General features: G+C 37.6%; 23 protein-coding genes and 1 pseudogene. 21 read left to right on the top strand and 3 right to left on the bottom strand.

Annotated elements, in window-relative coordinates; genetic code table 11:
* Positions 1-170 precede the first annotated feature (170 nt).
* From MHI57_RS11955 to MHI57_RS11910, 10 genes and pseudogenes are all read left to right on the top strand, one after another.
* The gene (locus MHI57_RS11955) at positions 171-1373 is read left to right on the top strand and encodes a PDZ domain-containing protein (RefSeq protein WP_445293200.1); all 1203 of its coding nucleotides are present in this window, start codon (positions 171-173) and stop codon (positions 1371-1373) included.
* 195 nt (positions 1374-1568) lie between these two features.
* Positions 1569-1973: pseudogene (locus tag MHI57_RS25055) on the top strand (ATP-binding cassette domain-containing protein); the annotation flags it as partial.
* 36 nt (positions 1974-2009) lie between these two features.
* Positions 2010-3014 carry an ATP-binding cassette domain-containing protein gene (locus tag MHI57_RS11945; protein ID WP_445293218.1) on the top strand — a complete coding sequence of 335 codons (1005 nt, stop codon included), beginning with the start codon at positions 2010-2012 and terminating at the stop codon, positions 3012-3014.
* 483 nt (positions 3015-3497) lie between these two features.
* Entirely contained in the window at positions 3498-3932 is a 435-nt protein-coding gene (locus MHI57_RS11940) for a MarR family winged helix-turn-helix transcriptional regulator (RefSeq protein WP_322909691.1), read from the top strand.
* Positions 3933-3974: 42 nt separating this feature from the next.
* Positions 3975-4916, top strand: coding sequence for a ring-cleaving dioxygenase (locus tag MHI57_RS11935; RefSeq protein WP_340976483.1), 942 nt, complete (start codon positions 3975-3977; stop codon positions 4914-4916).
* A gap of 22 nt (positions 4917-4938) precedes the next feature.
* Positions 4939-5535 (top strand): flavin reductase family protein, encoded by a 597-nt coding sequence (locus MHI57_RS11930; protein ID WP_340976482.1) that lies wholly within the window; start codon positions 4939-4941, stop codon positions 5533-5535.
* A 14-nt stretch (positions 5536-5549) separates the two neighbouring features.
* Entirely contained in the window at positions 5550-6155 is a 606-nt protein-coding gene (locus tag MHI57_RS11925; protein WP_322909689.1) for an alpha/beta hydrolase, read from the top strand.
* 18 nt (positions 6156-6173) lie between these two features.
* On the top strand, positions 6174-6776 hold the full coding sequence (locus tag MHI57_RS11920) for an NADPH-dependent FMN reductase (protein WP_095371863.1): 603 nt from the start codon (positions 6174-6176) through the stop codon (positions 6774-6776).
* A 73-nt stretch (positions 6777-6849) separates the two neighbouring features.
* On the top strand, positions 6850-7458 hold the full coding sequence (gene wrbA, locus MHI57_RS11915; RefSeq protein WP_095371864.1) for an NAD(P)H:quinone oxidoreductase: 609 nt from the start codon (positions 6850-6852) through the stop codon (positions 7456-7458).
* A 349-nt stretch (positions 7459-7807) separates the two neighbouring features.
* Complete coding sequence (locus tag MHI57_RS11910) at positions 7808-8932, top strand: AI-2E family transporter (RefSeq protein ID WP_095373600.1); 1125 nt, start codon at positions 7808-7810, stop codon at positions 8930-8932.
* Positions 8933-9226: 294 nt separating this feature from the next.
* Here the strand turns inward: MHI57_RS11910 and MHI57_RS11905 are convergent, their stop codons facing one another.
* On the bottom strand, positions 9227-9631 hold the full coding sequence (locus tag MHI57_RS11905) for a hypothetical protein (RefSeq protein ID WP_340976477.1): 405 nt from the start codon (positions 9629-9631) through the stop codon (positions 9227-9229).
* Between the two features lie 267 nt (positions 9632-9898).
* Between MHI57_RS11905 and uvrB the strand changes: the two genes are divergently transcribed.
* The 5 genes from uvrB (at position 9899) to MHI57_RS11880 (ending at position 17158) form a co-directional block, all read left to right on the top strand.
* Entirely contained in the window at positions 9899-11878 is a 1980-nt protein-coding gene (gene uvrB, locus MHI57_RS11900; RefSeq protein ID WP_095371866.1) for an excinuclease ABC subunit UvrB, read from the top strand.
* A 9-nt stretch (positions 11879-11887) separates the two neighbouring features.
* Positions 11888-14767 (top strand): excinuclease ABC subunit UvrA, encoded by a 2880-nt coding sequence (gene uvrA / locus MHI57_RS11895; RefSeq protein WP_340976476.1) that lies wholly within the window; start codon positions 11888-11890, stop codon positions 14765-14767.
* 147 nt (positions 14768-14914) lie between these two features.
* On the top strand, positions 14915-15259 hold the full coding sequence (locus tag MHI57_RS11890) for a hypothetical protein (RefSeq protein WP_095371868.1): 345 nt from the start codon (positions 14915-14917) through the stop codon (positions 15257-15259).
* A 423-nt stretch (positions 15260-15682) separates the two neighbouring features.
* Positions 15683-16795, top strand: coding sequence for a DUF4097 family beta strand repeat-containing protein (locus MHI57_RS11885; protein ID WP_307318869.1), 1113 nt, complete (start codon positions 15683-15685; stop codon positions 16793-16795).
* An 18-nt stretch (positions 16796-16813) separates the two neighbouring features.
* Entirely contained in the window at positions 16814-17158 is a 345-nt protein-coding gene (locus tag MHI57_RS11880; protein WP_095371870.1) for a phage holin family protein, read from the top strand.
* Between the two features lie 20 nt (positions 17159-17178).
* Here the strand turns inward: MHI57_RS11880 and MHI57_RS11875 are convergent, their stop codons facing one another.
* Positions 17179-17802 (bottom strand): TetR/AcrR family transcriptional regulator, encoded by a 624-nt coding sequence (locus MHI57_RS11875; RefSeq protein WP_095371871.1) that lies wholly within the window; start codon positions 17800-17802, stop codon positions 17179-17181.
* Positions 17803-17959: 157 nt separating this feature from the next.
* Here MHI57_RS11875 and MHI57_RS11870 point away from each other — a divergent pair, with 157 nt between their 5' ends.
* The gene (locus MHI57_RS11870) at positions 17960-18742 is read left to right on the top strand and encodes an SDR family oxidoreductase (RefSeq protein ID WP_095371872.1); all 783 of its coding nucleotides are present in this window, start codon (positions 17960-17962) and stop codon (positions 18740-18742) included.
* Between the two features lie 162 nt (positions 18743-18904).
* Here MHI57_RS11870 and nagA read toward each other — a convergent pair whose 3' ends face one another.
* Complete coding sequence (nagA, locus tag MHI57_RS11865) at positions 18905-20062, bottom strand: N-acetylglucosamine-6-phosphate deacetylase (protein WP_340976472.1); 1158 nt, start codon at positions 20060-20062, stop codon at positions 18905-18907.
* Between the two features lie 238 nt (positions 20063-20300).
* On the opposite strand from nagA, the gene hprK reads away from it, so the two are divergent.
* From hprK to MHI57_RS11840, 5 genes are read left to right on the top strand one after another with little or no spacing between them, the layout of a single operon-like run.
* Positions 20301-21236 (top strand): HPr(Ser) kinase/phosphatase, encoded by a 936-nt coding sequence (hprK, locus tag MHI57_RS11860; protein WP_095371874.1) that lies wholly within the window; start codon positions 20301-20303, stop codon positions 21234-21236.
* Between the two features lie 34 nt (positions 21237-21270).
* On the top strand, positions 21271-22107 hold the full coding sequence (gene lgt / locus MHI57_RS11855; protein ID WP_095371875.1) for a prolipoprotein diacylglyceryl transferase: 837 nt from the start codon (positions 21271-21273) through the stop codon (positions 22105-22107).
* Between the two features lie 27 nt (positions 22108-22134).
* Positions 22135-23073 (top strand): nucleoside recognition domain-containing protein, encoded by a 939-nt coding sequence (locus MHI57_RS11850; protein WP_095373601.1) that lies wholly within the window; start codon positions 22135-22137, stop codon positions 23071-23073.
* The gene (ppaX, locus tag MHI57_RS11845) at positions 23066-23716 is read left to right on the top strand and encodes a pyrophosphatase PpaX (protein ID WP_445293199.1); all 651 of its coding nucleotides are present in this window, start codon (positions 23066-23068) and stop codon (positions 23714-23716) included. Before MHI57_RS11850 ends, ppaX begins: the two co-directional genes overlap by 8 nt.
* Positions 23713-24216, top strand: coding sequence for an acyltransferase (locus tag MHI57_RS11840; RefSeq protein ID WP_095371877.1), 504 nt, complete (start codon positions 23713-23715; stop codon positions 24214-24216). Before ppaX ends, MHI57_RS11840 begins: the two co-directional genes overlap by 4 nt.
* Positions 24217-24315: the final 99 nt, after the last annotated feature.

The following is a 24315-nucleotide window of genomic DNA, read 5'->3' as shown; positions in this document are numbered from 1 at the left end:
TCTCACTATTTGTCTATATTTTGAATATCGGACACCTATTCCTTGTCATCACTTCTATTATAAGAAAATGTATTTACAAGTAGGAAGAAGACAATGGGTTGGCTATGTTTTTAAAGGGATATTTGGTAGAATATAGTCAGATTAGTAGATTAGATTAATGGTAGAGGTTGGTGGGAAGCTTGGCTGAGGCTTGGGCAATAGAGTTATTGAAGGGGTTAGGAAGGTTATTTCTAAACCCGGTCTTTTATTTAGTATTTCTAGCAGCTGCTTATTACGGTATACAAAGAGTCAACAGGGAAAGACAGCATTTCTTAGTCCGTGCTGAAAATGCCTATTTTGAGCTGAAGCAATTATTGCCTTTAGGGCTCATTCTCGGTATTTCTCTTTCCCTTATTACCGTACTAGCTGGTTTAACTGTTCCTATTGAGTTACTTGTTTTTGCAACGGTTGCAACAATTATCTTGATGCTGACTCCAAAAGCAAGATGGGCGACACCGGCTTATACGGTAAGTATTGGTTTTATTCTTACTTTCTTTGCATTAGAACAGAACTGGCCACTGCCTGCCTTCATCTCATCACAAGTGGAAGGCGTAGAGTACCTACTGCCAGCTGCCGCAATGATCATTGCCTTGCTTGTGATTGCTGAAGGAATAATGATCACCATCAATGGTCCAAAAGGGACGTCTCCAAGACTAATGAAGAGTCGCCGTGGTCAGGTTGTGGGTATGCATGAAGCAAAAAGAATGTGGCTTTTACCACTGTTTTTACTAATACCTGGTGACGCCATTAGTTTGGACTCAACATGGTGGCCATTATTTTCAATTGGAGATCAATCTTATGCTTTAGTAGCTGTTCCTTTCGCTATTGGTTTTCAACAACAAATCCAAAGCAAATTTCCGGCTGTAGCCGTCGCAGCTTATGGAAAAAAAGTAATCTTCTTTGGTGCATTGCTGCTCATTATTGCCAGTGGCGCATTTGTTTATCCAATTGTAAGCTTAGCGATACCAGTACTAGCAATAGTAGGGAGAGAGTGGTTAAATTATCGCCAACGATCTGTAGATGCAAAGGCGGCGTTTTACTTTGCTAAAAAGAATGATGGTTTAATGATTATTGGTGTTGTTCCTCATTCACCAGCAGACAAAATGGGATTAAAAGTAGGAGAAACTGTTCTTAAAGTGAATGGTTTGCAAGTGAATGACGAAAAGGGATTTTATCAAGCATTGCAAAAAAATGCAGCTCATTGCAAACTTGAAGTCATTGACACCAATAATGAAAACCGATTTGTGCAAAGGGCACTTTATAAAACAGATCATCATGAATTAGGTATTCTCTTTATTAAAGAGGAATTTAAGAAAAGTCACCAAGCAGTTTAATATTTTTACCGGTTGTCTCTATGGGGCAATCGGTTTTTTTATTCAATAGATTGTGAAAAGAACATGTCCTTGATTCATTCTATTTATATTCCTAATTTGAGGAAATTAATATAAAATATAACAAAATTCAGATAACTTGTGTTAAGTTAATCAAAAGGAGGTATTTCATTGACCCATTCGATTTTAATTAAAAATATGTCTTTTCAGTATCATTCAATGGATAAAAGGATTTTTAGTGATGTGAATGTAAGTATTGATGAGCACTGGAAGCTTGCGCTGCTAGGGCGTAATGGTCGCGGAAAAACGACATTTATGAACATTTTAACAAATAAACTTCAATATAGAGGGACGATTCAAACGCCACTGACATTTAAATATTTCCCTGCCTTTCCACTATAAGAGGAGAATTTAACAGTATTAGAGTTATTGCTTAAAGAAAACCCTAATGTTGACCGGTGGAGAATTGATTATGAATTATCACTCATCGGATTACCACCTCATATTAGTCAAAGAAAGTTTCATCAATTAAGTGGTGGGGAACAAGTGAGAGTGTTACTTGTAGAGCTATTCTTAAATGAGGATGCTTTTCCTTTAATTGATGAACCGACAAATAATCTTGATAAAGAGGGACGTAACATGATTGGGAATTATTTGAGAATGAAAGAAGGGTTTATTGTAATTAGTCATGATGAATCCTTTTTAAACCAATTCGTCGATCATGTGTTAGCAATTGAAAAGCAGTCGCTCACCTTAATTAAGGGAAATGTGGATGTGTGGCGAAGAGAGAAAGAGAATGCGGATCAGCTTGCGGAATCTAGAAATAGTAAGTTAAAGTCAGAAATCAAACGGTTAAATGAAGTATCTGGTAAGGTAAACCAATGGGGAATGAAGCGAGAAAACAGCACAAAGGATGCGTCGGAAAGACTTTTAGCCGCGAAACAAATGAAAAGGGCGAAGGCAATAAAAAAACGCACAGAAGCGATGGTTTCTGAAAAAGAAGGACTTATCGATAATCGGGAGAGGGTCTCACAATTGAAAATGCTTGTGAAACAACCTGAAAAGCAAGTTTTATACTTCCGTGATTTTTCGATATTAAGAGACGGAACCCCCTTATTCCAACCAATTTCCATCGATATGTATCCTAATGATCGCTTATTTATTGAAGGGAGTAATGGTGTCGGGAAGTCAACACTACTCCAATTTATATTAGGGGTAAAGTATTTAGAGACAATAGGGGAGTATCGCATTCATTTACCGCGAAAGGTATCCATTTTAAATCAAAAAAATGAGCAAGATGTAGATTATGCTTCTTATATACAACAATTGACTATAAAAGAAGAAAAACAAGCTTTTTGGCATTTACTGTATCAGTTAGGCATAGATAGACAGAGTTTCACTGATACATCTAGTCAGCATTGGAGTGCTGGCGAGCAGAAGAAGGTATTTTTAGCTCATGCTTTATTAGGGGAAAATAATTTACTTATATGGGATGAAGTCACCAATTACTTAGACATATTTGTCATTCAGCAATTAGTTGAGACGATTAAGGTGTATCAGCCGACGATGATTGCAGTTGATCATAATGAATCTTACATAAATGCAATTGCAACAAAGACGATATCATTAATTCCCTACGAATAGAGGTTCTTGCATCATGTTATAGGCAATATATTATCAAGAGAAGAAGCGGATAGGAAAAAAACAATGCAGTTATTGCTATTTATCTATCGACAGCGAATCGTTTATATTGTATGTATTAATAGAAGTTAGCAATATTTCTTTTTCATTCAAACGGAATATGTCTCTGTTTTCACAAGGTGAAAACTGGATTTTGAAATGTCGAGAAAGTCATTTGAAAATGATGCACCAGCAATATGAGTAGGCGTCCTTTACCTATTGAAAACTTTGCTAGAAGATAAGGATGCTACCTATTCTAAAAGCAGTAAAACGACTTAGTTATTTAGTTTTTTCTACCTATATTAGAAGAGCAAGTGCACTAGAATGAAAACTATGGTTAGAAATTTAAAAAAAGTTGAAAATGGGATTGACATTAGTTTGAATTCGAGATATTATTATCTCATATTCAAGATAATTAAATTAAAGATAAAAAGTGAGGCGATGAAAATGGTTCATAAGAAGACATTAGATTCATTCGCTTGCTTAATGCAAACCAACAGATACATGCAAGATCAGATGAAAGACTGGTTACACAAATATAAGCTCACCTTTACAGAGTATTCCGTACTCCAAGTGCTGCATCAAAAGGGGAGACAATCGGTCCAGCAAATTAGTAAAAGCGTTTGGTTAACGAGCGGCAGTATGACTTATGTGATTGACCGCTTGCAAGAAAAGGGCTATTTATCTAGAAGTGATTGCAAAGAGGATCGCCGGGTTGTTTTTGTAACTATAACAAATGCGGGGAAGGAATTAATGGATCTAATCAGTCCATACTTATTAGAACAGATTTCAACCTTATTTCAACAAACAACAGAAGAAGAACAACAATTATTAATTCATATTCTTCATAAAATAACACAAAATAAACTAACTCACACCTAATATCTCAATTTCGAGATACTTGAAGGTTAGGGACATGGAAGGATGTTCAAAATGGAAAAACAAACGATGGGAATTCATCACATTACAGCTATTGTCGGCCATCCACAGGAAAATGTTGATTTTTATGCTGGTATTTTAGGTTTACGTCTTGTAAAAAAAACAGTTAACTTTGATGACCCAGGAACGTATCATCTTTATTTCGGTGATGAGGGAGGTAAACCAGGTACAATTATTACTTTCTTCCCATGGGCAGATGCGTACCCTGGCATCATTGGTGATGGGCAAGTGGGAATTACTGCATATGCTGTTCCATCTGGCGCCCTACCATTTTGGGAGGAACGCTTAACGAGTAAAGGCATTTCTTTTGAAAAACAAGTACGTTTTGGCGAACAAGTACTAAGCTTCGATGATCCACATGGCTTACATTTAGAGCTTGTTGAAAGAGAAGCTGGGGACGAGAATACTTGGACATTTAATGGGATAACTCCGGATGTGGCGATTAAAGGTTTCGCCGGGGCTGTTCTTTATTCTAGCAATGGTGGAAAAACAGGTGAGCTAATTGAAACAATGGGTTTAACCAAAGTGGCTGAAGAAGGAGTATTCGTCAGATATCAATCAAAAAGCGACATAGGTAATATTGTCGATGTAAAGATAACAAGCTCTGGAAAAGGAAGAATGGGTGTAGGAACTGTCCACCACATTGCATGGCGCGCAGCAGATGATGCTGACCAATTAGATTGGAAGAAATATATTGAAAGCTTTGGTTATGGTGTCACACCCGTGCAAGACAGAAATTATTTTAATGCGATTTACTTCAGAGAATACGGCGACATTCTTTTTGAAATTGCTACTGATCCGCCAGGTTTTGCTCATGATGAAAGTCAGGAAACGATGGGAACAGAAGTAATGCTTCCTGAGCAATATGAAAAATACCGTGGACAATTACAGAGAAGGTTAATTCCGATTGATGTGAGGGAAGTGTAATTGCAAAAGGAGGAGTTACGCAATGGTAAGTATTGATCCGAACGCGCAAACCGAGAGGGAGAATTACAAATTATTGATCGGAAGTATTATCCCGAGGCCGATTGCCTTCGTCACTTCACAATCAAACACTGGTGTGCTGAATGGTGCACCATTTAGTTTCTTTAATATCGTGTCTTCTAATCCGCCAATGATTGCTGTTTCAGTAGCAAGAAGAGCGGGTGAGATGAAAGATACTGCTAAAAATGTGTGTGATACGAAGGAGTTTGTCGTTCATATTGTTGATGAGTCAAATGTTACGCAAATTAATGAAACAGCGGCTACTGTCTCACCAAATGTGGATGAATTAAAGCTCAGTGGATTAGAGACAATTTCAAGTACAGTTGTCAATGTACCAGGAATCGTGAAAGCGAAAGTGAGGATGGAATGTCAGCTTGCTCATCATATTGAACTTGAAGGGAATGCTGATCTTCTTATCGGTAAAGTTGTCTACTTCCATTTCGATAATGAAATTTATGAAGCGGGCAAAATCAACGCTGAGAATTTAGGGGCAATCAGTCGCTTGGCTGGAAATGATTATGCGAAAGTAGGAGAAGTATTTACAATGGTTCGACCGAAATAATGGAGGGGATTTACATGAAACATATTTTTGAAAAGGGTAGTGACACATCAAAACCAACCCTATTATTACTTCATGGTACAGGGGGAAATGAGCTAGACCTTCTACCGTTAGCTGGCAAAATAGATGAAAGTGCATCAGTGCTAAGCGTTCGAGGTAATGTGCTTGAAAATGGAATGCCGCGCTTTTTTAGAAGGTTAGCAGAAGGTGTCTTTGATGAGGAGGATTTAATCTTTCGTACGAAAGAGCTTTATCAATTTTTAGATGAAGCAGCTGACAAATATGGTTTTGACCGCCATAATATCGTCGCTTTAGGATATTCAAATGGTGCTAATATTGCGGCCAGTATGATGTTCCATTATAAAGATGCTGTGAAAGCAGCAATCTTACACCATCCAATGGTACCAAGAAGAGGTATAGAATTGCCTGATTTAACAGGACAAAAGGTGTTCATTGGAGCAGGGACAAATGATCCGATTTGTTCACCCGAAGAATCTGAAGAGTTAAAGAGATTATTAGAAAAAGCGGGAGCCGATGTTCATCTTCATTGGGAACATATGGGACATCAGCTTTCATTCAAAGAAGTTGAAGAAGCAGCAAAATGGTTTAAAGCCAGCATCTAAGAAATGGGGAGAAACAATATGGGCTTTTTAAATAAATTATTCAATAAAAATAATCCACATCCTAAGGAGGAAATGAAAATGGAAAAATTAAATATCGGTATTATTTTAGGAAGTACAAGAGAAGGTCGTGTAAGTCCACAAGTAGGTCAATGGGTGAAAGAAATAGCTGATGCACGTGGGGATGCAAATTATGAAATTATTGATATTGCTGACTTTCATCTTCCGTTCCTTGGTACAACAGATGGCACAGAGCCTGGTATTGCAGCATGGGGAGATAAATTAGATAGTATGGATGGGTTTGTGTTTATCGTACAGGAATACAACCATAGTATTAGTGGTGCTTTGAAAAATGCGATCGACTTTGCTCGCGATCAATGGGCGAATAAAGCAGCAGGTATTGTCAGTTATGGATCTACTGGTGGTGCCCGTGCGGCAGAACATCTACGTGGCATTTTAGGCGAGCTACAAGTCGCAGATGTACGCACACATCCAACACTTTCACTTTTTACTGATTTCGTAAATGGTAATGAATTTAAGCCTCAGGACTTGCACCAAGCAAATATGAAAATGATGCTTGATCAAGTGCTAGCATGGAGCGGTGCATTAAAAACATTAAGATAAGTTTAATGTATAGAGCTGAAAGGAATAGAAACAATATAGATGTATGTGAGATATCAAGGAGGATTCTATTCAAATGAGTATTAAATTAGCAGTCATTTATTATAGTTCAACAGGTACCAACTACCAAATGGCACAGTGGGCAGAACAAGGGGCAAAAGAAGCCGGCGCTGAAGTGAAGTTGTTAAAGATTCCTGAAACAGCACCTGAAGCAGCCATCGATTCCAATCCTGCATGGCGTGCCAATGCTGATGCTACGAAAGATGTACCAGAAGTTACACTTGCTGACCTTGAATGGGCAGACGCGATTGTTTTTAGTTTCCCAACTCGTTTTGGTAACATTGCTTCACAAGTGCAAGCTTTTATTGATACTGCTGGGGGCCTTTGGGCACAAGGCAAACTTGCGAACAAAGTAGTGAGTGCAATGAGCTCTGCTTCTAATCCTCACGGAGGTCAAGAAGCAACCCTTCTTTCATTTTATACAACTATGTTCCATTGGGGCGCGATTGTTGCCGCACCGGGCTTCACTGACCCAAGCATATTTGCTGGTGGCGGAAATCCTTACGGCGCAAGTTCAACTCAAGGACAAGATGGTAAAATCGTTGAAGATAATGAAGCAGCAGTTAAACATCAAGCCAAACGTACGGCAACTGTTGCTGAATGGATTCAAAAAGGCCAAGAATAATCATGCTTTAAAAAGGTATTTTAGGGAGACTCCTAAGATACCTTTTTTTAACTTGGGGATATAAGTGAAATTTTCTATCTAGTTGCCATGTCGTTGTGTGAATGGATAAAAGGATTTCCTTAACACATGGCTGATTATATAAATATCTGTTGGTTAAAATAACCAAAAGGAAATATTTGTCGAAAAAAATTCACGGAAAATATCCTTATGAGGCGACATTTTGTGGTGGAATGCATTACAATAATACATACAAATAAATCCTAGTGGTTTTACTTTTTTGGAAAAAGGGAACTACGAATGAAAATGTAGTCTATAGAGAAAAATTTATTTTTTGGGAAAAGGTGAGAATGTGAACAAGAAGAAATTCCAGTACTGGTCTCTTCAAATTCTAATTATTGTATCCGTCATTTTTGTAGCTTCAAAAATTTCTTTTTTATTTGAACCGATTGGAATCTTTTTTTCCACGTTGTTCTTCCCTATTATTATCTCGGGGTTCTTATTCTTCATTTTAAATCCATTTGTGCATTTAATTGAAAAAGCAAAAATTCCTAAGATATTATCGATCATATTACTATTTGCAATTGTTGCTGGATTGCTGGTGCTTGTCGTTAGTATTTTTGTACCAAAAATTTCAGCCCAATTGGCAGGGTTATTAAATGAACTACCTACCTATGTTAAACAAACAGAACAGTTCTTTAACAACTTCTCGCAATCTGAGGGTTATCGCTGGTTAATGAATCAAGATTATGTAACACAAGAAGAAATAATGGGTTATTTAGTTGATTATGCTAATCAACTTCCACAAAGGATTACGAATGGTCTCAGCGATTTAGTTGGATTAGTTGCAAATATAGCCATTACGATTATTACTGTACCATTCCTTTTATTCTTTATGTTAAAAGACGGGGAGAAGTTCCCACCTGCACTAGGGAAATTTGTTCCCAAAAGTTATCGTGCTGAAGCAATTGATACATTAAAAGAAACAGGTAAAACTCTTTCTTCCTATATTCAAGGTCAGATTACGGTCGCATTATTCGTCGGGACAGCGTCTTTTATCGGTTTCTTAATTATTGACCTACCATACGCAATTGTTTTGGCATTAATTATTTCAGTAACGAATATTATTCCTTATGTTGGACCATTTATTGGTGGTGCACCGGCGGTTATAGTTGGGCTATTTGAATCACCTACGATGGCGATTTTAGCAATAATAGTCATCGTCGCCGCACAACAATTAGAAGGTAATTTAATTTCACCATTAATTTTAGGGAAAACATTAAATACCCATCCAGCAACAATCATTATTATCTTATTGGTAGCAGGAAACTTAGCTGGTATATTAGGCATGTTACTTGCTGTACCAACATACGCCGTTGGGAAAACCATTGTATTAAGCGGTGTTCAATTTATAAAAGCAAGGAAAATGGCAAAAGAGATGGAAGCAGAAAAAGGTCCGCATCCAGCAGATATATAAATGAGTAGAACCCCATCAAAGTGAGATGGGGTTCTACTTTTCTTAGGGAAAAGCGTTTAGTTTATAAGTTTTTAATAAAAAGAAAGGTTAACTAATTAGAATGAGAAATATGAGCTGACGTGCGTGTTGTTGATTAATAAGAAGGGTTTTAGTGGGTAGGTGTAATTGACTTGTATAACTCCTTGATTCAATCATTGTATGTGTTCAATTAAACCTGTTTATCTATTCAAATTTACTAGATGCCCCCAACAATGGACTAATTCTATAACTCATTTATGTAGAAGGAAATTTCATTTAGCTAACCCAAATCCAAATACTAAATACACCTATTGGGAATAGAAAAAAGACAGGGATAAGCCATTTTCGATATTTATAACTAAAAGTATAATCTCCTTTTTTACGGTTAAAGGTGTTTTTAGAAAAGAGTATCCTGTAGGTGAAAAAGACGTAACTGACAACGAAAAGCAGTAGAAATGTAATGAGAAAGAGCCATTTCATATCAACGAAGCCCAAGTTTGTGACACGAAGTATTTCTGCTATAACAAAAAGCCCCGAAAGGCATACAGCACCAACAATTTTAATGACGAAGTCTTTTTCATATGCTTTTTCCTCGTCATTACTGTTTATATAATCTTTAATGGTTTTTAGGGCATAAATAAAAACGGCTAGCCACGCAAATGCAAAAATAAAACCAAACAAAAAATCACCTCGTCTATTTCGCCATATAACAAAAGACGATTTTATATAGAATAAAGTTTCAAAATAAATGAAAAGTTAATTTGTACCTTCATACCCGTTTATTTTAATCCTAACCTTCTTTTCATCTCTTTGTCGAATAGGTATCGAATATTTGTTCGCTTTTTTGTGGTTTAGATAAGAGGATTTGTGGTAGAATGAGGATATAGAAAATCGGAATGCAATAATGATTAGACACGCTTTACTTTTTACATAGAGGAGGTTTCTGATTTGGATCAAACATTTGAGTTAGTTTCAAAATATTCCCCACAAGGTGATCAACCTGCAGCTATTAAAGAGCTTGTAAATGGGATTCAAGAGGGGAAAAAGCATCAGACATTACTAGGTGCAACTGGAACCGGGAAAACGTTCACTGTTTCTAACGTCATTAAAGAAGTGAATAAACCAACGTTAGTAATTGCGCATAATAAGACGTTAGCAGGTCAATTATATAGTGAATTTAAAGAGTTCTTTCCCAATAATGCGGTAGAGTATTTTGTTAGTTACTATGACTACTATCAACCAGAAGCATATGTACCATCCACTGACACATTTATTGAGAAAGATGCGAGTATTAATGATGAAATAGATAAGCTCCGCCATTCAGCTACCTCCTCATTATTTGAAAGAAATGATGTTATCATCATCGCCAGTGTTTCTTGCATCTATGGTTTGGGATCTCCTGAGGAATATAGAGAGCTTGTCTTAAGTTTAAGGACGGGAATGGAAATAGAGCGAAATCAATTATTAAGGAAGCTAGTCGACATACAATATGAGCGCAATGATATGAACTTTATACGTGGGACATTTCGTGTACGCGGTGATGTCGTAGAGATATTCCCTGCTTCGAGAGACGAGCATTGTTTACGTGTGGAGTTTTTTGGAGATGAAATAGATCGGATTCGTGAAGTCGATGCTTTGACCGGTGAAATTTTAGGTGATCGTGATCATGTAGCCATTTTCCCGGCATCTCACTTCGTTACCAGAGAAGAGAAAATGCGTGTAGCCATCGAAAATATTGAAAAAGAATTAGAAGAAAGGCTGGCTACCTTACATGAAGAAGGCCATTTATTACAGGCACAACGCCTAGAACAAAGAACGCGATATGATCTAGAAATGATGAGAGAGATGGGTTTTTGTTCAGGGATTGAAAACTACTCCCGTCATTTAACTCTTCGTCCAGCTGGTTCGACTCCTTATACTTTACTTGATTACTTCCCAAAGGACTTCTTACTTGTTATTGATGAATCTCATGTGACATTGCCGCAAATAAGAGGGATGTATAATGGTGACCAAGCCCGTAAGAATGTATTAGTAGAACATGGTTTTCGTCTTCCTTCTGCAATGGATAACCGTCCTCTTACTTTTTCTGAGTTTGAAGATCATATTAGCCAGATTGTTTATGTTTCTGCGACTCCTGGTCCGTATGAATTAGAACAAACACCTGAAATGATTGAACAAATCATTAGACCTACTGGATTGTTAGATCCTATTATTGATGTCCGACCGATAGAGGGACAGATTGATGATTTAATTGGTGAAATTAATGATAGAATTGAGAAAAATGAACGTGTACTCATTACCACTTTAACGAAAAAAATGTCTGAGGATTTAACGGATTATTTAAAGGAAATTGGTATGAAGGTTCAATACCTACATTCCGAAGTGAAAACCCTTGAGAGAATCGAGATTATTAGGGAGCTTCGTATGGGTACCTATGATGTGTTAATAGGTATTAATTTGTTGCGAGAAGGGCTTGATATTCCAGAAGTTTCACTCGTAGCGATTCTTGATGCCGACAAAGAAGGATTTTTACGTTCAGAACGTTCACTTATCCAAACGATTGGGCGTGCTGCTCGTAATGCAAATGGTCAAGTTATAATGTATGCTGACCGAATGACAGACTCCATGACAAAAGCTATAAGTGAAACAAAACGCCGCCGTAGCATTCAAGAAGATTACAACACAGAACACGGTATCACGCCACAGACGATACAAAAAGAAATTCGTGATGTGATTAGAGCGACACAAGCAGCGGAAACGCCAGAGGAGTATAATAGTGCTGATAAATTAAGTCAATTAAATAAAAAAGAACGTCAAAAATTAATAGCAGATATGGAGAAAGAGATGAAGACTGCAGCAAAGGATTTAAATTTCGAACGAGCGGCAGAGCTTCGTGATCTTATTCTTGAACTGAAGGCGGAAGGATGATGAACGGAAATGGCAATGGAGAAATTGATTGTTAAAGGTGCAAGGGCACATAATTTAAAAAATGTCGATGTAACAATCCCAAGGGATAAGCTTGTTGTCTTAACGGGATTATCAGGATCGGGAAAATCGTCCTTAGCGTTTGATACGATTTATGCAGAAGGACAGCGCCGTTATGTTGAATCCCTCTCTGCCTATGCAAGACAGTTCTTAGGACAAATGGATAAGCCGGATGTGGATACGATTGAAGGTTTATCTCCTGCGATTTCTATAGACCAGAAAACAACTAGTAAAAACCCTCGTTCAACGGTAGGAACTGTAACAGAAATCTATGATTATTTGCGTCTATTATTTGCGAGAGTAGGACACCCAACCTGCCCTAATCATAATATAGAAATTTCTTCTCAAACTGTTGAACAAATGGTAGATCGTATTATGGAATATCCGGAAAGAACAAGATTGCAAGTACTGGGACCTGTTGTTTCTGGTAGAAAGGGAACACATGTAAAGGTATTAGAAGAGGTAAAGAAACAAGGGTTTGTTCGTGTTCGGGTTGATGGTGATATGCTCGATTTAGGAGAAGAAATCGAGCTTGAGAAAAATAAAAAACATTCTATTGAAGTGGTTATTGACAGAATTGTTGTGAAGGAAGGCGTGGAGGCCAGATTAGCTGACTCGCTCGAAACAGCACTGAAAATGGGAGAAGGAAAAGTCATAGTTGATGTGATTGGAGAAGAGGAATTATTATTCAGTGAAAATCATGCATGTCCTATTTGTGGTTTTTCAATTGGAGAACTTGAACCGAGAATGTTCTCTTTTAATAGTCCTTTCGGTGCCTGTCCCGATTGTGATGGCTTAGGTGTAAAGTTAGAAGTAGATCCGGATTTAGTCATCCCTAATAAAGATCTCACATTGAAGCAGCATGCGATTGCACCTTGGGAACCGAATAGCTCACAATACTACCCGCAGCTTTTGGAAGCAGTATGTACGCACTATGGCATTGATATGGATATCCCCGTATCAGCTATTCCAGATGAACAAATAGATAAAATCCTTTATGGTTCTGGTAAGGAAAAAATATATTTTAAATATGAAAATGATTATGGCCAAGTGCGTGAATCACATATTGTCTTTGAAGGTGTGATGAATAATATCAAGAGAAGATATAAGGAGACAAGCTCTGATTATATTCGTGAACAGATGGAGAAGTACATGGGGGAACATAAATGTCCTACGTGTAAAGGCTACCGTCTTAAGAAAGAAAGCTTAGCAGTCTTGATTGATGGTCATCATGTTGGGAAGCTTACAGATTTATCTGTTGAAGAAGCTTATGACTTTTTTGGGCAATTACACTTAACAGAAAAAGAAATGAAAATTGCTAATTTGATCATGAGAGAAATTAAAGAACGTCTTGGATTTCTTATTAATGTTGGCTTGGATTATTTAACGCTGAGCCGGGCTGCTGGAACTCTCTCAGGTGGGGAAGCCCAACGAATTCGTTTAGCCACCCAAATTGGTTCACGGTTGACTGGAGTGTTGTATATTCTTGATGAACCTTCTATTGGATTGCATCAAAGGGATAATGACCGATTAATCGAAACGTTAAAGAACATGCGTGATATCGGTAATACGTTAATTGTGGTAGAGCATGATGAAGATACGATGCTTGCAGCGGATTATTTAATTGATGTGGGTCCAGGTGCAGGGGTGCATGGTGGTGAAATTGTTTCCAAAGGTACACCAGAAGAAGTAATGAAAGATGATTACTCTTTAACCGGTCAATATTTATCAGGGAAAAGATTTATCCCACTGCCGATAGAAAGAAGAAAAGGTGACGGTCGTTTTATTGAGATTAAAGGGGCTAAAGAGAATAACTTGAAGAATGTGAACGTCAAGTTCCCTCTTGGTACTTTCACGGCTGTGACTGGTGTCTCAGGCTCAGGGAAGAGTACGTTAATCAATGAGATTCTCCATAAAAGCTTAGCGCAAAAACTACATCGAGCGAAAAGTAAGCCGGGTGCACATAAGGAAGTGAAAGGAATTGATCAATTAGACAAAGTCATAGATATTGATCAATCGCCTATCGGAAGAACGCCACGTTCTAATCCGGCTACCTATACAGGAGTATTCGATGACATTCGTGATGTGTATGCTTCTACAAATGAAGCAAAAGTTAGGGGCTATAAGAAGGGGCGCTTTAGTTTTAACGTCAAAGGTGGCCGTTGTGAGGCCTGTCGTGGAGATGGGATTATTAAAATCGAAATGCATTTTCTTCCTGATGTATATGTGCCATGTGAAGTCTGCCAGGGAAAACGTTATAATCGCGAGACGTTAGAAGTAAAATATAAAGGGAAGAGTATTGCTGAAATCTTAGAAATGACAGTGGAAGATGCACTTACCTTCTTTGAAAATATTCCTAAAATTCGTCGTAAGTTGCAAACCATCTATGATGTTGGATTGAGTTATGTCAAATTGGGCCAACCAGCGACAACCTTATCAGGTGGAGAAGCACAAAGGGTAAAACTGGCTTCTGAACTACATCGTCGTTCTAATGGTAAATCATTTTATATATTAGATGAACCAACAACGGGCTTGCATGTGGATGATATCGCTCGTTTACTTAATGTCTTGCAGCGTCTTGTTGAAAATGGGGATACTGTGCTCGTGATAGAACATAATCTAGATGTAATTAAAGCTGCTGACCATTTAATTGATTTAGGTCCTGAAGGTGGACTTAAGGGGGGTACAATCCTAGCTACAGGTACCCCTGAAGTGATTGCAGAAACAGCCGAGTCTTATACAGGAAAATATTTAAAACCGATTCTTGAACGTGATCGCAAAAGAATGAAAGAGCAAATTGAGCATAAAGAAGCAAGTGTAACGAATGCTTAATGGTTTTAATAGAAAATACCACGGGTCTATCGGCTCGTGGTATTTCCTATTAAAAAAGATAAAGATTTGTAACTCTATAGCAAAAGGGATGTAACTATCCTTCGTTATAATCATAGTATTATAAGGGGAGAGGGTGACTATACGATTATGGAAGATTATTTAGCTAAATCATTAGAGGAATGGAAAGAAGATATCTCTGAAGTGCTTAGTCAAATTAATGAGGAATATGATCAAATTAAGCTTGAGCTAAAACTTTACTCCTATAAATATGGAATAACTAAACAAGTCATTCAATCTACTGTCAACGATGAGATTATTGAAAGTATAAGAGAACGTTATCACAGACCGTTTGAAGAGAAGTATAATGATTTGAAAGAGCATGCAAAAGATTTGGAAGAAAAAAGAAAAGTATTTCAAATGTTCGTTAACAAGATTGATGAGGTTAAGCGTAAGGAATCTCCTCGCACAACTGACTTGGCGGCCTATCAATAAATTTTTCAAGGTACATAGCTTAAGCAGGTCCTAGGTCATAAATATCCAGGACCTGTTTGGGTTTTACTAAAATTTAATTAGCAACGATTTACCTTCTTTACTCTTCATTTTCCCTATACCACAGAAAACGAACCTTCAAATCTAGACCTCATGACATAAATCCCAGTCAGACTTGAGACTGGTTTTTTTATTTAAGTGAAACTTTTGCCCCTGACTATCGTACAATTGAGTAAAGAAAAATTGAAGTATAAGCCTAATTTTCGCTGATTAAGGGTAAAAATGAAATATAACCAACTTTCATTTTTCAATACTAATCATGCTGGAGATTGTCCTAAGCATACTTATTAGATATTGATACTTATTTAGCCTAAGATAAAAAGGATAATAGGGCATAGACAAAATGAACCTTATGGAGGGAATAGAATGAAGGAAGAAAGAAAACGCATTTTAAAAATGGTGGAGGATGGAAAACTATCTGTTGAAGAAGCTTTAACTTTATTAGAGAAATTAGAAAAAGCCGAAGATACGGCTGAGCAAAAGCAAGAAGAAATTATTAAAGAATTATCTACAGCAGTAAAATTTGAAGAAGAGAAAAAAGAAGAGCCTTTTAATTATAAATTTAATTCAGCAAAAGATAAGATCATTGATTTTGTCGACTCTGCATTTAAAAAGATTAAAGATGTCGATTTAGACTTTAACTTCGGACAGTCACATAGTATATCCCATATCTTCCATCAATCTGACGGTACCTTTAATGAAATTGAAGTAGATGTCGCAAACGGAGCTATCAAAGTTGTACCTTGGTCACAGACTGATGTAAGAGCAGAGTGTGAAGTAAAAGTGTATCGTGCGGAGTCTCAAGATGAGGCTCGGAAAAAATTCTTGGAGGATGCTGTATTTACCGTTGTAGATGATAAACTGAAGTTCTCTACTCAACAAAAATGGATAAAGTTAGATGCGGTACTATATGTACCTGAGAAGGAATATAATAAATTAAAACTTCGTACCTTTAATGGACCGATTGAAAGTGAAAAGCTAAAAGCGAAAACCTTTAAGGCAAAAACGGCAAACGGTAAAATTACAGCAAAGCAATTACAAAGTAAACATGCAGAGTTAGAAACCGTTCATGGAAAAATTCATGTTGAAAACGGTACGGTTGATATACTTGAAGCAGAAACGATAAACGGTGCTGTACATGTAGATGGAGATTATGAGAGAGTGAATGCACATTCTTTTAATGGGAATGTAGCTTGTGCTGTTGGGGGTTCCCGTTGTGAATCGATTGAAGCAAAAGCAACAACTGGCAATGTAGAAGTAACGCTTCCCCCATTTGCAGAAGTAAGTGGTGAACTAAAAACGAATTTAGGAAGTTTTGATATTCATATTGAGGGAATTGAGATATTAGAGGAAAAGAGTGATGTTATTCAGAAGGTGCTTCGTTTCCGCTCTATTAAAGATCCTCAAGGTGGTTTAAGGTTAAATGCAGATACAAAAACAGGGTCTGTCACAGTAAAAAAATCTAGCTCAGTTTTCTAATGGAAAGGTGTCATATGTATGAAATGGTTAATTGGTATTGTTATTAATGCCATATTATTTATTGCTTTATCTGGCTTTATAGGAGATTCTTTTTATTTATCAGGCTTCGGGTCTGCCTTGTTAGCTAGTTTTATCCTATCCATTCTTAATATAATTGTTAGACCGATATTGATTTTATTGACATTACCAATTACGGTCATTTCGTTAGGGTTATTTTTATTCGTTATCAATGCAGTAACCTTAATGATTACGAGTGGATTAATGGGAGATACTTTTGAGATTGCCGGTTTTGGCACAGCTATTCTGGTGGCAATTATTATGTCTGTAGCAAATTTAATTATACAAAAGGTTCTCTGGGATTAAGTAAAAACACACCGCCTTTTTTAAATGGGTGGTGTGTTTTTGCTTTTAGTTGCAATTGAAAACTCCTTAGCAAATGAATGTAATATTTGAATTAAGCGGAGACTCATGTTATCAGGGCTGACATCATAACCATTTTCAATCCAGTTGACGAGTAGTCCTGCTGTCCCATGGGCCATATAGAGTTTATGGACCGAGTAGTTAATATCTAGTTGATTAATCGCTGATAAGATAAAGCTCTCTTCCAATACTTCATAAATCGCTTTAGGTAGATCTCGATGCAATCCTGGGATGGTATCGTTTTTTAATAAAAGATTGAAATAAGCTTGCTCAGAGTATATGAAGTGTGTTAGTTCGAATGATTTTGGATCCATCTCGGTAATACTGATGGCTTTGCCTTTTTCATATTTATTCATGCTTTTTTCTTTTACTTGTTCGAACATTTCTCTTTGCAATTCATCCGTTAGACCTTGCTTATCTTGAAAATGAAGATAAAAAGTCGTGCGATTATAATCGGCTCGTTTAATAATATCCGTCACTGTTACATGGCTATAGCCTTTTTCATGAATAAGGTCAATGAAAGCTTTTTTGAAAGAGGATTTCGTCCGCTCACTTTGCTTAGAGATACTACTTTTATACTCAACCAATGTATTTTTCCTCCTAAAATAAACACATTATAGTAATGTGTAGATTCTATCGACAAATTCAAAAGAATTACTGATTGTTGCTAATTATGAATCCGTTTACACTAAAAGAGAAGTTGTGAAAATAGTACCACAACGCATATGAAAGGGGTAGTTTTATATGAATCGTTTTGAAGATAAAGTCGTTATCATTACAGGTGGGGGATCTGGACTTGGTAGAGCGGCAGCAAAACAAGTAGCAGTAGAAGGCGGTAAACTTGTATTAGTAGATTTAAATGCAAAAGGCTTAGAGGAAAGTAAACAAGAAATACTTACAGCAGCACCTCAAGCAGAGATAGAAACAATCGAAGCGAACGTAGCAAATGAAGAAGATGTAAAAAAATACGTGGCTTTTGCTGTTGAGAAATTTGGTAAAATCGATGGCTTCTTTAATAATGCAGGCATCGAAGGGAAACAAAACTTAACAGAAGACTTCGGTATCGAAGAATTCCAACGTGTAGTTGATATTAACTTAAACGGTGTATTTTACGGTATGAAGCATGTGTTAAAAGTGATGAAAGAACAAGGTCAAGGTTCAATTGTTAATACCGCTTCCGTTGGTGGAATCCGTGGAGTTGGTAATCAATCAGGATATGCTGCAAGTAAACATGGTGTAGTAGGATTAACAAGAAACTCTGGAATAGAATATGGCCAATTTGGTGTAAGTATTAAAGCAATCGCTCCTGGTGCGATTATGACGCCAATGGTTGAAGGATCATTGAAACAAATGGGCGGAGACAATTGGGAAGAAGCAGGAAAAGAGTTTGTTAGCGTCAATCCAATGAAACGCTTTGGTAAACCAGAAGAAGTCGGCTACCTAGTAGCATTCTTATTATCAAACCAAGCAGACTTCATTAATGCAACGGTTGTACCGATCGATGGTGGACAATCTTATAAATATTAATAATGGTGAATGAAGCAGGGAGACGAGACATCTTCCTGCTTTTTTGAGTTTAAAATGTAATAACACCTTCGTTTCAAGCAAAAACCACGTCGACTACCAAAGAGCCTATAAATCACCGTACAATATAGAATAGTCTTTGAATCCCCGGGCAGAATGCCTTAATTACATCCTTTCACCTTTACAAAAGGTATCTATTACATTTAATTCCCTATTTAAAATCACTAAATCAGCTTCCTTGCCACAATCGATACTACCGATGCAATGAAACTGTCCGATTTTCTTTGCTGGGTTGACGGTAGCCATATGGACGGCTTCATGCAAAGCGATACCAGTAAAATGTATCATATTTTTAATCGCATCATTCATCTTTAGTATACTTCCGGCAAGCGTTCCATCGACTAATGTCGCTACACCTGATTGCAGATGAACTGTTTGTCCACCTAACTCATATTCTCCATCTTCCATATGCTTTGCCCTTATACTGTCAGTAATTAATATCAGGCTTTGATATCCTTTAACCTTCAACAGCAGTTGAATCATTTCTGGGCTAATATGTAGACCATCAGCGATGATTTCGGCAGTAAAGGAATCAAGTAAAAGTGCGGCACCTGATGTCCCAATTTCGCGATGATGTATGCCAAGCATACCATTGAAGAGGTGAGTCATATGAGAGACGCCGTAAGAATGAACGGTTTCGACTTGTTCGTAAGTAGCTTCTGAATGACCAATTGATGGGATGGCTCCGTCTGCAATTATTTGGTGTAACAACCTTTGGTGTGGATCCATTTCGGGTGCATATGTAACCAGTTTTATTTGACCTTTAGCGAGTGATTGCCAGTAGGAAAATAAATGGGGATTGGACTCTTGTATATCTGCTTTTGGCTGTGCACCTGCCTGATGTAGATTGATAAAAGGGCCCTCTAGATGTATGCCAAGTACTTTTGCCCCTTTATAAGCATGAAAACGGGCGATATTTTCAATGGCTTGAGTTATTTTTTTTGTTGGAGAAGTAATGGTTGTTGCTAGGAAACTTGTTGTTCCTTCTTTAGGTAATATCTGTGAAATGGTCTTTAAGGCAGTGGCTGTACCATCCATCGCATCGGCACCAGCCACACCATGTATATGGAGATCAATAAAGCCAGGACTAATATAGCTACTGTTTTTTAAATCATATATGTAATCGTAGCGAGTAGTCTGTGGACATGAAGCCATTTCACCGAAATCTTCAATCAGATGGCCATTTAATGTCAGATAACTGTTTGGTGAAACATAATGTTGAAAAATAATATCGGCATTAATAAAAAGGGTCTTCTTATCCATTAACTAAAATCCCTCCCTTTTGTTCAATGTATTGATTAGTCATTCTCTCCATTTATTTCGTTTCAGTGTATAATAAACAACGAGAGTCGACAATGATATGGAACGGGTTTTTTCGTATACAATGACAGTTTCAATTTAAAGCGTTTGGTTCTCGCGTAAAAAGTGCTAAAATAAAAAACGTATCAGATGAGAATGGATGAAAGAAGAATAGATAACTACAGGATAAGGAGGGGTAAGAGTGGCAAAGGTTCGCACAAAGGATGTTATCGAAAAATTCGGGTTAGAATTACTAAGCGGTGAAGAAGGTATCAACCGTCCGATTGTTACGAGTGATATTTCTCGACCAGGTCTTGAATTGGCTGGCTATTTTGATTATTTTCCGGCAGAACGCATACAATTATTAGGGAAAACAGAACTGTCATTTGCTGAAAAACTAAATGACGAAGAGAGAGAAGCAAGACTGGAGATGCTATGCTCTGACATCACTCCAGCAATCATTATTACGAGAGAGCTAGAAGTACCAGAAGAATTACTTGAAGCGGCTGAAAGAGAAGCCGTACCGATTTTAAGAACAAAGCAAAAAACGACGCGTTTTTCTAGCCTTTTGACGAATTTCCTAGAAAGTAAGTTAGCCCCTACGACTGCCATTCATGGGGTGTTAGTCGATATATATGGCGTGGGAGTCCTCATTACAGGAAAGAGTGGTGTCGGTAAGAGTGAGACAGCATTAGAACTTGTCAAAAGAGGACATCGCTTAGTAGCGGACGATTGTGTAGAAATTAGACAAGAAGATGAGGACACATTAGTCGGTAGTGCACCAGAACTCATTGAGCATTTATTAGAAATTCGGGGACTCGGTATTATTAATGTCATGACTTTATTTGGTGCAGGTGCCATTCGCCGATTTAAAAAGATTTCTCTTGTGATGGACTTAGAAATATGGGATGCTCAAAAACAGTATGACCGTTTAGGTTTAGAAGAAGAAAAGATGAAAATTATTGATACGGAGTTAATTAAAATGACCATTCCTGTCCGCCCAGGTCGAAACTTAGCGGTCATTATCGAGGTAGCGGCAATGAATTTTAGATTAAAGCGTATGGGTGTAAATGCAGCAGAGCAATTTACAAATCGTTTAACGGATGTAATTGAAGATGGCGATCATGAAGATCGTTGAGATTTATTAATACATAATTAAAGGAGATATGACTATGTTGTTAACAGTGGCGCCAATTGATCCGGTTGCCTTTAGTTTAGGGCCATTGTCTGTTAGATGGTATGGCTTAATCATCGGTATCGGCATTGCACTCGGTCTTATTTTGGCGATGAGAGAGTCAGAGAAAAGGGGACTAGGTAAGGATTTATTTGCTGATTTATTGTTATGGGCTATTCCGATTTCGATTATTTGTGCAAGGATTTATTATGTAATCTTTGAATGGGACTACTATTCTCAGTATCCAGGTGAAATCATTAAAATTTGGAACGGAGGCATCGCCATTCACGGTGCATTAATCGGAGCAGTTGTCACTGCGATTATTTTTGCAAAGAAGCGTGGTGTATCCTTTTGGCAATTAGCGGATATTGCTGCACCTAGTATTATTCTCGGTCAAGCCATTGGACGTTGGGGGAATTTCGTCAACCAAGAGGCGCATGGTAGTGAAGTAAGTCGACAATTCTTAGAAAACATGCATCTACCAGAATTCATTATTAACGGGATGTATATTAATGGGGCTTATTATCATCCGACATTTTTATATGAGTCAGTTTGGAATTTCGCTGGATTTGCACTGCTACTACTACTAAGACGTGCTAATTTAAAAAGAGGGGAATTATTCCTTAGCTACGTGATTTGGTACTCTATCGGTAGATACTTTATTGAGGGAATGAGAACCGATAGCTTAATGGTGACTGAAATGTTAAGAGCAGCGCAAATGCTATCGATCATATTAATAGTTGGGGCTATCGTAATTATTATATATAGAAGAGTAAGTGGGAATGCAAAAGAGAGGTATTTAGATCCGCCACAGAAACAAGCAAAAGCAAAGTAAGGGTCAGCAGAGGGGGAGTACCAGGTGATACATTCTGTTAAAGCAGGATTAAAGGTTGGTTTTAAGACGACTTGGACATTGGGGAAAATTATCTTTCCTGTTACGTTAATTGTGGCGTTATTGCAACATACGCCAGTTTTACCATGGGTGATTGAATTAATCGCACCGATTATGGGAATATTTGGTCTATCGGGGGATGCGGCCATTCCTTTAGTTTTAGGAAACTTCTTGAATGTTTATGCTGGTATTGGTGCGATTCTCACGTTGGATTTAACCGTTAAAGAAGTATTTATATTAGCAGTCATGCTGTCGTTTTCTCATAACTTACTGATTGAAACAAGTGTAGCCATGAAAGTAGGCGTTAAACTATGGATTGTGCTCGCTGTTCGGCTCGGTTTAGCCTTTCTATCGGGGATTATTATTAATCTCGTTTGGAATGGCGGTTCAGAGATGGCAGAGTATGGTTTTGTTGGAGCAAGCGAAGAAACGATTGAAGGCATATGGCCAATTGTATGGAATGCAGTAGAAAAAGCAGGTCTTGGTATTTTTCAATTAGCGATCATTGTAATTCCATTAATGGTAATCGTACAGATTATGAAAGACCGTAAATGGCTTGCAGTATTTTCTAAATGGATGGCTCCATTAACAAGAAAGCTAGGGATGAGAGAAAATACATCGACAACTTTAGCATCAGGATTATTGTTTGGCTTAGCATTTGGAGCCGGTGTGATGATTCAAGCAGTAGAAGAGGATGGCGTTAGTCAAAAAGATGTCACTTTAGCGTTTATTTTCTTAGTAGCTTGTCATGCGGTTGTTGAGGATACTCTTATCTTTATACCTTTAGGAATACCTGTGTTACCCCTTCTTCTTATTCGCGTCGTAGTCGCTGTGATTTTAACAATGATTGTCGGGATGATTTGGAGGAAGCTTGAAGCAACACCGAGAAAGGAAGCGTATTATGGCTAAAATTGATACAATATTATTCGATTTAGATGGAACGTTAATAGATACGAATGAACTAATTATCTCTTCATTTTTGCATACATTAAATCATTATTATCCAGATAGCTATCAGCGTCAGGATGTACTACCTTTTATGGGTCCAACATTAGTCGAGACATTTACATCAATTGATAGTGACCGTGCGGATGAGATGGTTCATATGTATCGTACATTTAATAAAGAAAACCATGATGTATTAGTGAAAGAGTTTTCAGGTGTGTATGAGACGGTCCGCACACTAAAGGAATCGGGTTATAAATTGGGCATCGTAACAACAAAGATGCTAGACGTTGTTGAAAAGGGTTTACGCTTAACAAAGCTGGATGAATTTTTTGAAGTGATTGTTGCCCTTGATCATGTAGAAAAGCCGAAACCGGATGCTGAGCCTGTTTTAAAAGCATTATCACTATTGGAATCAGAACCACATGAAGCCATCATGATTGGTGATAATCATCATGATATTATAGGTGGCAGAAATGCAGGGACGGTGACAGCAGGTGTTGCTTGGTCAAGTAAAGGAAGGGATCATCTTCTTCAATTCGATCCTGACTATATGTTAGAGACAATGCCGGATTTATTAACAATCTTAGAGGAATTGAACAGATGAGGAGAACCGAACGCTATCCTGTTGAAGGAGCGAACTCCCTTTGGCATGTGTATAAAACGGTCCCTTTTTTGAAAGTAGTAAAGAACTTTGTTGTGATTCAGCTGGCACGCTATACCCCGTTCTTAGGGATGAAAAGCTGGCTTTATCGTACCTTTTTACGGATGAAAATCGGTGAACAGACGTCATTTGCGCTTATGGTAATGCTCGATGTCATGTTCCCAGAGAAAATCAGTGTGGGGCGCAATAGTGTGATTGGATACAATACTACTATTTTAGCCCATGAATATTTAATTAAAGAATATCGCCTGGGAACTGTAGAAATCGGTAACGAAGTCATGATTGGTGCCAACTGCACGATACTTCCAGGAATAGTAATCGGAGATGGTGCGATTGTTTCCGCTGGTACACTTGTACATAAAGACGTACCCGCTGGTGCTTTCGTCGGTGGTAACCCAATGCAAATCATATTTACAAAAGAAGAAATGGAACAACGGTCATAAGCATCTGCTAACTTCGCTTTCGAAAAGAAAGTGGGATAGCGGATGTTTTTTTGTTACGGATGATGGTAACAAGAAAAAAAGACTACAGTACGTAAAAAG

This window comes from Cytobacillus sp. FSL K6-0129 (genome assembly GCF_038007625.1).
GTDB lineage: Bacteria > Bacillota > Bacilli > Bacillales > Cytobacillaceae > Cytobacillus > Cytobacillus kochii.
This window is presented reverse-complemented; position numbering and strand designations above follow the sequence as displayed.

Bases quoted from the DNA above. Each gene is read 5' to 3' on its own strand.
- MHI57_RS11945 (WP_445293218.1), top strand. From the start codon at position 2,010: ATGATTGGGAATTATTTGAGAATGAAAGAAGGGTTTATTGTAATTAGT.
- MHI57_RS11940 (WP_322909691.1), top strand. From the start codon at position 3,498: ATGGTTCATAAGAAGACATTAGATTCATTCGCTTGCTTAATGCAAACC.
- MHI57_RS11935 (WP_340976483.1), top strand. From the start codon at position 3,975: ATGTTCAAAATGGAAAAACAAACGATGGGAATTCATCACATTACAGCT.
- MHI57_RS11930 (WP_340976482.1), top strand. From the start codon at position 4,939: ATGGTAAGTATTGATCCGAACGCGCAAACCGAGAGGGAGAATTACAAA.
- MHI57_RS11925 (WP_322909689.1), top strand. From the start codon at position 5,550: ATGAAACATATTTTTGAAAAGGGTAGTGACACATCAAAACCAACCCTA.
- MHI57_RS11920 (WP_095371863.1), top strand. From the start codon at position 6,174: ATGGGCTTTTTAAATAAATTATTCAATAAAAATAATCCACATCCTAAG.
- wrbA (WP_095371864.1), top strand. From the start codon at position 6,850: ATGAGTATTAAATTAGCAGTCATTTATTATAGTTCAACAGGTACCAAC.
- uvrA (WP_340976476.1), top strand. From the start codon at position 11,888: ATGGCAATGGAGAAATTGATTGTTAAAGGTGCAAGGGCACATAATTTA.
- MHI57_RS11890 (WP_095371868.1), top strand. From the start codon at position 14,915: ATGGAAGATTATTTAGCTAAATCATTAGAGGAATGGAAAGAAGATATC.
- MHI57_RS11885 (WP_307318869.1), top strand. From the start codon at position 15,683: ATGAAGGAAGAAAGAAAACGCATTTTAAAAATGGTGGAGGATGGAAAA.
- MHI57_RS11880 (WP_095371870.1), top strand. From the start codon at position 16,814: ATGAAATGGTTAATTGGTATTGTTATTAATGCCATATTATTTATTGCT.
- MHI57_RS11870 (WP_095371872.1), top strand. From the start codon at position 17,960: ATGAATCGTTTTGAAGATAAAGTCGTTATCATTACAGGTGGGGGATCT.
- nagA (WP_340976472.1), bottom strand. From the start codon at position 20,062: ATGGATAAGAAGACCCTTTTTATTAATGCCGATATTATTTTTCAACAT.
- lgt (WP_095371875.1), top strand. From the start codon at position 21,271: ATGTTGTTAACAGTGGCGCCAATTGATCCGGTTGCCTTTAGTTTAGGG.
- ppaX (WP_445293199.1), top strand. From the start codon at position 23,066: ATGGCTAAAATTGATACAATATTATTCGATTTAGATGGAACGTTAATA.
- MHI57_RS11840 (WP_095371877.1), top strand. From the start codon at position 23,713: ATGAGGAGAACCGAACGCTATCCTGTTGAAGGAGCGAACTCCCTTTGG.